The organism is Ensifer sp. 22460 (assembly GCF_052044935.1).
Taxonomy (GTDB): domain Bacteria; phylum Pseudomonadota; class Alphaproteobacteria; order Rhizobiales; family Rhizobiaceae; genus Ensifer.
The window spans coordinates 1-10,409 of record NZ_JBQENZ010000060.1 but is presented as its reverse complement, the minus strand read 5'-3'; the positions used below and the strand labels follow the sequence as shown (position 1 = coordinate 10,409).

10 protein-coding genes and 2 pseudogenes are annotated in these 10,409 nt (G+C 57.1%); 7 read left to right on the top strand and 5 right to left on the bottom strand.

Going from position 1 to position 10,409, the window contains the following annotated elements; translation table 11 throughout:
- Positions 1 to 317, bottom strand: a 317-nt coding sequence (locus ACTJKM_RS35775) for an RrF2 family transcriptional regulator (RefSeq protein WP_440661289.1), incomplete at its 3' end; no start/stop codon positions are given.
- Positions 318 to 644: 327 nt separating this feature from the next.
- Here ACTJKM_RS35775 and ACTJKM_RS35770 point away from each other — a divergent pair.
- Positions 645 to 890: pseudogene (locus tag ACTJKM_RS35770) on the top strand (hypothetical protein); the annotation flags it as partial.
- A 149-nt stretch (positions 891 to 1,039) separates the two neighbouring features.
- Positions 1,040 to 1,270: pseudogene (locus ACTJKM_RS35765) on the top strand (head morphogenesis protein); the annotation flags it as partial.
- Between the two features lie 69 nt (positions 1,271 to 1,339).
- Here the strand turns inward: ACTJKM_RS35765 and hmpA are convergent.
- Both hmpA and ACTJKM_RS35755 read right to left on the bottom strand, forming a co-directional pair.
- Positions 1,340 to 2,554: an NO-inducible flavohemoprotein gene (hmpA, locus tag ACTJKM_RS35760; protein WP_058329207.1), complete on the bottom strand. Its 1,215-nt coding sequence runs from the start codon at positions 2,552 to 2,554 to the stop codon at positions 1,340 to 1,342.
- 24 nt (positions 2,555 to 2,578) lie between these two features.
- A complete protein-coding gene (locus ACTJKM_RS35755; RefSeq protein WP_440661874.1) occupies positions 2,579 to 3,265 on the bottom strand; it encodes a DUF1971 domain-containing protein in 687 nt (228 codons plus the stop codon).
- Here ACTJKM_RS35755 and ACTJKM_RS35750 point away from each other — a divergent pair.
- Positions 3,213 to 3,785, top strand: coding sequence for an Rrf2 family transcriptional regulator (locus ACTJKM_RS35750; protein ID WP_245296256.1), 573 nt, complete (start codon positions 3,213 to 3,215; stop codon positions 3,783 to 3,785). The two genes, ACTJKM_RS35755 and ACTJKM_RS35750, sit on opposite strands and share 53 nt — an antisense overlap.
- Positions 3,786 to 4,087: 302 nt before the next feature.
- Here the strand turns inward: ACTJKM_RS35750 and ACTJKM_RS35745 are convergent, their stop codons facing one another.
- Together ACTJKM_RS35745 and ACTJKM_RS35740 are read right to left on the bottom strand one after the other, a co-directional pair.
- Positions 4,088 to 4,885, bottom strand: coding sequence for a transporter (locus ACTJKM_RS35745; protein ID WP_440661873.1), 798 nt, complete (start codon positions 4,883 to 4,885; stop codon positions 4,088 to 4,090).
- A 42-nt stretch (positions 4,886 to 4,927) separates the two neighbouring features.
- Positions 4,928 to 5,716, bottom strand: coding sequence for a hypothetical protein (locus tag ACTJKM_RS35740; protein WP_058329230.1), 789 nt, complete (start codon positions 5,714 to 5,716; stop codon positions 4,928 to 4,930).
- 948 nt (positions 5,717 to 6,664) lie between these two features.
- Here ACTJKM_RS35740 and ACTJKM_RS35735 point away from each other — a divergent pair.
- The 4 genes from ACTJKM_RS35735 (at position 6,665) to ACTJKM_RS35720 (ending at position 10,400) form a co-directional block, all read left to right on the top strand.
- Positions 6,665 to 6,925: a hypothetical protein gene (locus ACTJKM_RS35735; protein ID WP_113514693.1), complete on the top strand. Its 261-nt coding sequence runs from the start codon at positions 6,665 to 6,667 to the stop codon at positions 6,923 to 6,925.
- Positions 6,926 to 7,396: 471 nt separating this feature from the next.
- A complete protein-coding gene (locus ACTJKM_RS35730; protein ID WP_058329231.1) occupies positions 7,397 to 8,080 on the top strand; it encodes a hypothetical protein in 684 nt (227 codons plus the stop codon).
- Positions 8,081 to 8,176: 96 nt separating this feature from the next.
- Positions 8,177 to 8,668 (top strand): ion channel, encoded by a 492-nt coding sequence (locus ACTJKM_RS35725; protein ID WP_197423525.1) that lies wholly within the window; start codon positions 8,177 to 8,179, stop codon positions 8,666 to 8,668.
- 106 nt (positions 8,669 to 8,774) lie between these two features.
- Positions 8,775 to 10,400, top strand: coding sequence for an ISL3 family transposase (locus tag ACTJKM_RS35720; protein WP_246812924.1), 1,626 nt, complete (start codon positions 8,775 to 8,777; stop codon positions 10,398 to 10,400).
- Positions 10,401 to 10,409: the final 9 nt, after the last annotated feature.

Below are 10,409 nucleotides of genomic sequence, written 5' to 3'. Positions count from 1 at the left end.
TTGAGCTGACAGGCTGGCGAAATCACGCAGCTGTGCCCTCCTGCTTGCATGCATTCGGCCAGCGCGAACTCCTCCTCGGTCGCTCGCACCAGCGCGCCAACAGCGATCTCCTCCGGTGTCTTCGCGAGCCGGATGCCGCCCGCACGCCCGCGCGTCGTTTCGACGATTCCGAGGTCGCGCAAAGTCTGCGCCACCTTAAGGAGGTGGTTGCGTGAAAGCCCATAGGCTTGCGCCACGTCATTGACCGTGCATGTGCCGTTCCGTCGCGTCGCGGCGAAGATCAGCATGCGCAGGGCATAGTCGGTGTGGAGTGTCATTCGCATCGTCGCAGTGAATTCCATAAAGTGGTATTTTGTGTGCCACTTTACTGTGCTTGGTCGACGAGTGGAAGGGCGATTTAGTCATCTGCCAGGAAAGCCGCTGCGCAACCAAACTTGATAGGAGGGGAGGGATGTTTGCGGCCTTCAACGGCTTTTCTATTCGGTCAAATTTCACTCTTTGCGATTGGTCTTTGCGTACGGGTCCCACTTTCTAACTTAATGAGTCATGGCGATGCGACCATCTGCGCATTGGTTGGCTTTTCAATTGGCTGAAGCGTCGGTCGACGTTTTTCATCCAGTTGCCAAGGTGAATGCACAGGATCAGAAGGTTCTCTCTGGCAGCTCGTCGAGTCACTGCCGACGATGACCGACTGTACAGAGCCGAATGGCGAACCCGTTTACCGAAGCCAGCAGCTTCGCGAGTTGGGGGGGCCGTACGATCGCAAGCACCTGCTGCGGCGCTTTGATGGCGAGTATCGGTAGGTCGAGACGCGAGCTCCCGCTATGCGCGACGAAAGAGCCACAATCGTCCAATGGAACGTCATCTGCCTGGACATCGGCGGGGAGGTCTCGACGCATGCGGCGCTAATTCCGCCTTCGAGGTTGTCAGGAGGATCCGTGCATTGTTCCAGTATTCATGGATGTTCGCGACACGACTTCGAATTCCTTCATGTTGTCAACCTTAGCTACCTAGGTTGGGTTGTAGGAAAGGCAACCGGATGACCTTCGACGACCTGCTTGCCACATACGAGCCGCGGCTTGCGACTGCCTTCAGTGAGGCAATTGATCAGATCAAGTCGAGCATCGTCCTGGCACGCGTCATTGAGCGGCTTGAGCGTGGCGACATCAACGGCGCCGTTGAGGCCATGCAGATCGAGCCCGAGGCTTTCTCGGCTCTCGAAATCGCCTTGCAGGAGGCCTTCAACGCGGGCGGAGCGCAGGCACTGTCCTGCGGCCGGCACCGAAAGCGCCGGCGGCAGGATTGGAGTGACGATGCCACGTTTCGTTGTTCGCCGCCTTCAGGCGGCAATCAGTTCGTCGGACGGGCCAAAGAACTCGAAGTGAACCCGCTCGCTTGAAACGCCTTCTCTGGCCAGCGCCGGAACGAGGGCGCGAAGGAACGGCTTCGGTCCACAGAGATAGAATTCGGCATTTTCAATGGGTGTATTCTTGCGAAGCCACTCTGCGGTGATGAAGCCGTCGAAATCGTGAGACAGTCCGACCGCGTCCTCGGCTGTTGGCGCGCTGTAGAAGCTGCTGATCTTGATCTTGCCATGCGCATCGGCGAGCTGGCGAACATGCCGGTCCATGGCATGCGTCCCGCTGTTCAGCGCGCCGTGGACGAAATGTGCTTCGAGGTTCGGATGCTCCTCGGCGATTGTCTCCAGGATGCTGACCATCGGCGTCAGGCCAACGCCGCCCGAAAGCAACACGACCGGTTTCTCCGGCGCTTCGGGAAGGAAGAAGTCGCCGGCCGGCGGGGTCGCACTCAACACCATGCCCACGCTCGCCTGATCGTGGAGGTATCGCGATCCGCCCTGTCCCTGCGCTTCCCGCTTGACCGAAATGCGGTAGAAACCATCGCTGGGGCCGCTTGAGATCGAGTAGTTGCGCTTGATCTCCTGGCCATTCTCCAACTTGAAGCGAAGCGTCAGATATTGGCCGGGCTTGTGGCGCGCAACGCGACCGCCATCCTTGGGCTTCAAGACAAACGAGGTGACGACATCGCTTTCGCGAACCTTCGCGTCGATGACGAAGTCTCTCCAGCCATCCCAGCCGCCCGAGCGCTTCAGCAGTTCGCCGCGTATCTCGGCTTCGCGCTCCTTGAGAATATCGGCCAGGAACCAGTAAGCCTCGCCCCATGCATTCAAGAGTTCAGGTGTCGCAGCACTTCCGAGCACATCCTCGATGGCGGCGAGAAGGGCCGTGGCCACAAAGGGATAGTGCTCGGGCAGAATATGATACCCGATGTGCTTGTGCGCGATCCGCTCGACCACAGGGCCGAGCACGCCAAGGTTATCAACGTTTTGCGCGTAGGCCACAATGGCGGCTGCAAGCGCGTTAACCTGTGAGCCGCCTTCGCCCTGATTGGCATGGTTGAACAGCTCGCGGATATGATCGTCGCGGAATAGGCGGACATACATGCTCTTCGTGATGTCCGCTGCGTGTGCCCCGAGCGCCGGGATGCTTGCCTTTACGATCTGAACAGTCTCGGGTGAGAGTGGTTTCGGCATGAACTTTCCTTTCGATGCGGTGCATCAGTAGGGGGCAGGTTGGTGATCGTAGAAGTGCAATTGAAGTTTCACCGGGCCTACGATCTGGAGGTGATGGGGCACATCCGGGGGGATGATGACCGGCGAGCAGGCGTCCACTTCGATCGTCGGCTGAGAGCGAAGGTGGTAGTGGAGGCTTCCCTCGAGGACGGTGAGCTTTGCCCAGGTCTGCGGTCGAAGTCGATAGGATTGCAGGAGCGGCTTGGGGACCGTTTCTTTGTCGAAAACCGGCGTGCTCCTATAGGGCCGTGAGGCAAGCTCAAGCGGTCTGGCCGGCGGGACTGCGTGGTCCGATCCAAACAGGGCGGACGACAAACGCGAAGCAATTCTGACGGCCCTTGACTGGATCTCAGCAGCAATCTCCGGCGACAGAGCGTCTGAAGTAACCTTCCTCCAAAGCGTCAACCAGCGCTCGAACATGCCCGGGTCGATGCGTTCAAGGTGGATCAAGTGCATTGCCACCGGATTGCCCTTGTAACGGCCGGTCGACATCATCATCGCCCCCCAGAATGCCATCATGCGCTCGAGATGGTCGTCCCAATCCGTTACGGCCGCGAAGCCAGCGTTCAAGACTTGGTCTGCTCGCACTTTGGCGTAGAAACGTTCAACGATCGTTCGGATGTCTGTTTCGGTTATCGCTTGCGAGCTCATCGCAAATTCGCCCTTAAACATGTACCTTAGATGCATCTATTTATCCGAGGACAAAGATGCTAATCAAATGCATGTTTTTGGATTGGACTATTTGACGCAGACCCCGATGAGGCTCACCAAATATACCGACTACGCAATGCGATTAATGATCTATTTGGGATCACGGCCATCGGGGCTTAGCTCGATCCGGGAGATATCGGACACGTTCTCGGTCTCGCAAAATCATATGATGAAGGTTGTTCAGGACCTTGCGAACGCTGAGTTTCTGGAGTCCGTGCGCGGTCGCAATGGCGGCATACGCCTCGCGAGGCCGACGAACGAGATCAATCTCGGCGCCCTGCTTCGGCATACTGAAGGGCTGACGGATCTGATAGATTGCCATGGCTGTCGTATCGCGCCCGCCTGCGCCTTGCCGAGTGTGCTTTCGGAAGCCACGGCCGCCTTTGTGGCGGTTTTCGACAAATACACGCTCGCCGATCTCGTGGACAAGCGTTCGGCGCTCGGCGAGCTTTTGGGCTTCGGGGCGCATTCGTCACGGTGAGGTTATGTCGTGGCCCTTCGAAGACGCGGCCATTCTCCTTGCCTCCCTTCGCAGGTGATCGCGGGCGGGATGCGTTCGAAACTCCCGGATGGCGAGGGAGAGCGCCAAACACGCCAAGTTCATGTCTTGCGGAATGAACCTTTGACAGAGGGAATAATAACTGGGATCAATAGTTCTGATCCCATCAAGGCGAGGGATAGGAATCGACGTCCCAGAGGACTGCCATCTTCCAAGATGCTATCAGCTTAGACCGTGTGCCGAGTCGACGACGGCGCCTTTCTCCCCAAAATAGTTTTCTACAATTACTTCGGAAACAGAAAAGTCAAAGCCATCCGGAAGCCTAGACCCTCAGGGCCGTTTTCCGGCGCGTCCGCCCAGTAGCGAATGCCGGCCGTGAGGCTGATCGGCTGCTTGTCGATGGTGATCAGTTTAGCAACGGTAAAATTAATCGGAACGGACCAGTCCTTCGTCTCCCAGTCGTAGGTGGATTCCGTATTGAGTGAGAATGTCCAGGCATCTTTGGTCGTATAGGAGATGAACGGCTGCAGAAATGTCGAACTTACGTCGGCCCGATCGCTTTGCCCCGCAAATGACCAGATATGGTTACCGAGCATTCCGAAGGTCCACGGTCCTTCCTGCTTGAGGGCGACCGCTGTCGGTCCTGCACCCCATTTGCCGCTGCCGAGCAACTCGTCCGTCGCCGTTGGAATGAGGAACACCGGTCCTGCACCCCACACGATGCCGCTCTCGGTCGGCTCTGAAGGCGAAAAGAAGAAGCTCTGCGTGATGTCCCCCAGACCGAATTGCGTTCCCGATGGCCCGGCGATGTCATTCTGCCAAGTGACGGGAAGAATGGTGCGGGAAATGACGTTCCACTCCTTGTTGATTGCGAACGGAATGACAGGCTGGATGTTCACCGTCGCCTTGTCGCCATCGTCCGGGCCATAACCGTGATCGTAATTGGCCTGGAAGGGGACGCTGATCAGCGAGGCGATTGGATTAGAGAGCTTTTTCGCCAGCTCTTCGTTCGACTGGGCGTTTGCAATCCCTGGACCAAGTGCGAAGGCCAGCAGGGTCGCTGTGTGAGCCATCCTCTTCATTTGATGCCGTCTCCAATGAACCACGCTCACGCAAGCCTCAGTCTAGAAGTGAAACGTCACGCCGATAATCGGCCCCTGCTCAACAACATCAAAGACAAACCCGTCATTATTGTAGTTCACACCCACCGCTCGGTAGCCAGCGACGGCCGAAATCGTTTCGGTGAATTTGTAACCCAAGGCCAGCGAGACATCCCAGTCGAGATCAGCGCCGCCGCCGCCGACCAGGCCCCATCCGGTCACGTAGAATTCTGGTGTTACGAAGTAATTGCCCCGTACACCAGCCAGAGCGTCGACCCAGGTTGCGCCGTCATCCCTTTGACGGCCACCGAGAAGGCCACCGTTGAATCCTATGGTCGTATCGACTGACCACACGCGCACGCCGCCGACAATGTCGAGATGGCCAGACTGGTTCTCCAGCACGGAGTATCCAGCACCGAGAAGTCCGGCGAAGGTCTTTGAGGTGACATCAACGCTATCGGCAAGGATGCCGTTTCTTGTGCCCGCCTCGGCACCGAGCTTGGTGTACATGACGTCCGCAAAGATGCTGACGCGGTCGTATCGGGCTTCTCCAGCCGCCATGAAAGCGAAGTCAAGGTTCTGCAGTATGTCGCCGAAGTTGGAGTTGATGTGAACTTCAGGCAGACTGAACTGCGCCACGTCTCCGGACAACCCGGCCGCCCAGAAGTATGGCGCGACCGTGTACGTCCAGCCGCCTTCGTTCTCGACCACCTTCGCATCTGGAATGCCAAGTGTAATGTCGGCCGTATATGCTGAAGATGCGACACCAAGGCCGGCCCCAAGTACGGTGGCCAGTAGCAATAAAGACCGCATGTAATCCCTCATTTGTATTAAATTGAATCGCCCAAACAAGGTCATCCTTTCAATGGGGGGGAATGATTTAAAGGGGGTATGGCTGTATGTTACCGTATCGGTATAGGAAAACTCAGCGCTTGCGGTTCAGTGACGCTCTGATTTTACAGCAATTCTTGACGTCGGTAGAGGATATCCTGATCGACACAGCGACGAATGTGGCGGCAATTCGTTCTGCACGGCCTGCACCCCCCACTCACTCTTGAGGGGCGTCCTTAAAGCAAATCGCGCGCCGTCACGAATGCAAAACCACGCATCTCCCTAAACATACGTTGATGAATTGTCCCGAGGCCCCATAGCGACCCACTACTGTCAAATAGCGGGATTCTTCATGCCGGAACTGCATGTGCCGGACGTATGATACCGTTAGATACCTTGCGCTCACGCCCTCGACGTTCACAGCTTGACGCGAAGCTTTCATCCCAAACGACAACCGCAATCGAGGGCGAGCGATGTGCAAGGGCAAACTGGATCATACGTTTTGGTGGTACTCGGTCTTCTCGGAACGCTGCTCGGTCCGCTAGGCCGAAATCGGCTATTGCTAATCTAGGGAGGACTGGTGGCCGCCGATATTCGAAAGCCACTGTGGTGTACGCGGGGTTGTTCGCGCTGTTCCTCAGCGCGTTTTCTGAAGGTTACAAATACGGTTCCGCGTACGCTGCTGCTGGCGACGGTCTGCCTTCAATCGTCGGATCGGTCGTGCCGGTCTTCATCCTACCGCTGCCGTCCTGGAAGCGGAGTGGACTGGATGCGCATGGTGATGCGAGTGGTCGACAGTTAAACGGCGGCCCGCGTGGCCTGCCGAGGCTGGGATGGGAATACATTAAGAGGAGTCGCAACTCCAAGGATCGAGATCGATGTCACCATGTCCTGAGATCGCGATCAGGCAAATACGGACGGATAAACCGGATGGGAAACGGTGTTAAATTCGTAGCCACATACTTCGAAGAGCACTTTAAGGCGATAGAGGAACTCGCCGCTCGCAGTGAGGGATTCCGCGACCTGTGCGACGACTTCGCAATGGCAAAGGGCGAGAAACTGCGATGGGAGCAATCATCCGCACCGGAGCGGGATGAACGTATCGCTGAGTACCGGGACCTTATAGACGGCATGTGGCTCGAGATCGAGCAGGAACTGGAAAGGGCCGCGATCAAAACACCCTGGCGATAAATCCGCTACGCAATGTCGAACAGACGGCTTCAGGCCAATAGGTGCAGGAGAGGAACAATCATCGCAGAGAAAGAAGGTATATTCGCAGGAGCCGCACTCGCCGTGCTCCAGTCATAACAGGGGCCGGTCGGGCAGACACGAGCAGCTACTCTGACGCGGTAGCAACCTTTGCCAAGGAATGCGGTTGCAACATCAAGTCTGCCGAGAGGAGTCTCGGAAACGGCCGCAACCACGCCTTGCCTGAGAAACGCGGCGGAGGTCTCAACGACCTGCATGTCCACTCACAACAGTGTCGTGACGTCAATCGATCAGCGTCATGCCGCGAAGGCGCCGGCGCACAAGGTCTGCCAGCACGGTAACGCCGTGATGGGCGATTGAAACCCGTTCTGCCTCATCGTGGCAAAGCGTGTCGACTGACCTATTGGGACTGATGAAATAGATAAACTCGGTGAAACCAACGGAGTGAAACTGATGACTAGATCTCCCGGCATATGCTTGGTCGCAGTCGCAGCAAGCCTAATACTCACATCTCCGGCAATAGCGCAGGACGCAATTTCAGCGCCCGCACAGAAGACCATCGGCGCAGCTAAGGCGCAGATGGTGCCGTCGCTTGCTGTCCTCAATTCTGCGGGAGCAAAACTTGAAAATGGCAAACTCACCATGAGCGGAATCACCGCAAATTCGATTGTATTCGCCGATCGGCCGGTGCGATCGGCGGGGCATGTCCTGACCTCCGAGTTCATCAAGCAATGGGGCGATGGGACCGATAGTTTCGCAAAGGACCCTCCAAATGCGACGATATCGGTCCTGAGGAGCAAAGGAGATTCTGTCGCCGATGCGGTGATCGTCCTTAAGTCACCGAAGCTTGAAGGCGGAAACCTGACGTTTGAGGTCGCCGTCCTCGAAGGCGATCTCGCTGGCGCCGATGGACCCGCGTCACTGTTCATCGACTGGTTTGCCGCTCGCGGCCCTTATGGCGGCGTCGCCGTTGGTGGGCGTGCGCCGGTCTGGCGTGGTGGCTGGTATGCGCATCCAGGCGCATACTACGGAGCGGGCGTGGTCGCCGGCGCCGCAGTCGGTGCGGCTGTTGCCAACGATCGTCGCTACTATCCGCCTCCTGCATGCGGCTATTACCCTTATCCTCCCTGCTACTAAAATTACGATCTGAGCAACAACTCGTGCTGTTTTCGGCTCGGAGGAAGGCTGCAGACGAGCCTTCCTCGCAGATGCCCAAACCGAGGGACACAGAGGGTGGACGATTTATCTTCGCCGAAGCCGGTCTTGGAAATTCTCGTAGGCACTGTGTTTCTGACCATCGTCATGTTTGTGCACGGCTTGGGTATCAGATGCATCAGCCGACAGTTTAACAAATCCTGGACTCGCGTAGACAGCACTACGGCGCATTGGCGGCTAAATGTTATGCTTGCCGTGACAATCGCCGCCTTGGCGCTCCTGCACTTTGCAGAAACGCTGATCTGGGCGCTGCCACTGTATGAAAGGGCGATTATTCCCTCCATGCGCGACAGCTATTATTACGTCCTGGAGAGCTATACGACGCTCGGGGAGGGAAACGTGACCCTTCCAGATCGGTGGCGTCTGCTTGGTCCGATTATTGCGATGTCCGGACTATTCACCTTCGGTTGGACGGGAAGCATCCTCGTGAGCATCATGACGGACTTTGGAAGATACGACATGCTGCGGGCCAGGAAGGCACATGAAAATGAAAACGACGACAAGTCCTAGTTTGTCCGGATTTCCATAACCACTCGTGTCGCTTGGCACTTAAATGGGTTCTTCCTCAATTTCTGTGGTTAACAGAGTGTTAGCGCCTCGACTGCTATCTGCGGGGATGCGAGCGCAATTGAAATGGTCACCCGGCCCAGGGGTCAAGGTTCTGGGTATTACCGTTCAAGATGAAGAAAACTGGGTTGTTTCTGCCGCTGCGAAACCTGTCGGTATCTGCCCGGATTGTGGAACGCAAAGCCGGCATCGCCACGGCTGGCACAACCGCCGCCTCCAGGACTTGCCTGTTCAAGGTCAAGTTGTGAAAATCGAGCTCGCACTGAACCGGTGGCAGTGCAGACACCGGAAATGCGGGCGACGAACCTTCACCGACAGGTTGCCTGAGATTGCTTCACCCTACATGCGACGAACTGAACGGATGGCTGAGATTGTGGGCTTGATTGGCCACAGGATGGGCGGTCGCCCAGGTGAGCACTTGCTGCATCGGCTTGGCATGCCGGTCAGCGACGACACGATCTTGCGGCAATTGAAGCGCGATAATCCGGCGTCCACGCAAAAAGACACTATTCGGGTTGTGGGCATCGATGATTGGAGCTGGCGGCATTCCTCGCGGTACGGGACGATCATGGTCGATCTTGAGCGTCATTCGGTCGTCGATGTTTTGGAGGACCGCAGCGTCGAGAGCGCAAAATCTTGGTTGCAAGAACGTCCGACGATCGAGGTCGTGAGCCGAGATCGCTGTGGTTTGTATGCTCAGGCAGCCCGAGAGGGCGCCCCGCAGGCCCTCCAGGTGGCTGACCGTTTTCATCTGGTCCAAAATCTCAGGGAGGCGATCAAGGAACAGATGAGCGTGTACGGTCACGCCAATGTTAGACCCATTCTCTCTGAAGATGCTATCGCCAGCGCCAGGTCACAGCAGCGCCGTGCCCGCTTGGCGCACAGGCAATCTCGTCAGGAAATATTCGACACGTTTCAAGCTTTGCGGCAGCAGGGCCTCACCTACAGCGAGATTGCAAGGCGGACCGGATACGAGCGCCGCAGCATCGCGAATTGGCTTACTTCCAATGCGCCTCGAGACAGAAACCGAGCGACATTGAATCCGACATCGCCACTGTATTTTGAAACATTTCTGGCTGAATGCTGGAGGAATGGAAACCGCATTGGGCGCCATCTGTTTTACGACATCAAGAACCGCGGCTACACGGGCAGCCGCTCCAATCTGGAGCGCCTGTTGAAGGTGTGGCGTGAGGTCGAAAACATTCAACCCGACGAGCCGCTTCCGGAGACGGATGTTTCAGAACCCGTCCGCGATCCTGACACGGGCCATATGATCTCGTCTGTGGTGGCAGCCGCTTTGTGCATAAAGCCGCGCGGCTTGCTGACAGATCGCCAGGCCAGAAACGTCGATGCATTGAAGCAGGGCTCTCGAGCGTTCGCCATAATGCGTGGCTTGGCCATGCGCTTCAACGGCATCTTGCGCAGCAGGAGCCCGGACGCGCTGGATGAATGGATCGACGATGCCATCGACACCGAGCTCACGGCAATCATGCGTTTCGCCAGCGTTTTGCGCCGGGATATTGATGCCGTCAAAAATGCAATCGAACTCCCGTGGAGCAACGGTCAAGCCGAAGGGCAGATCAACCGCCTCAAGATGCTGAAGCGAGCAATGTACGGTCGCGCCGGCCCACAACTGATGAGGGCGAGAATGCTGCCACTGAATCACAGAAATTGAGGATGAACC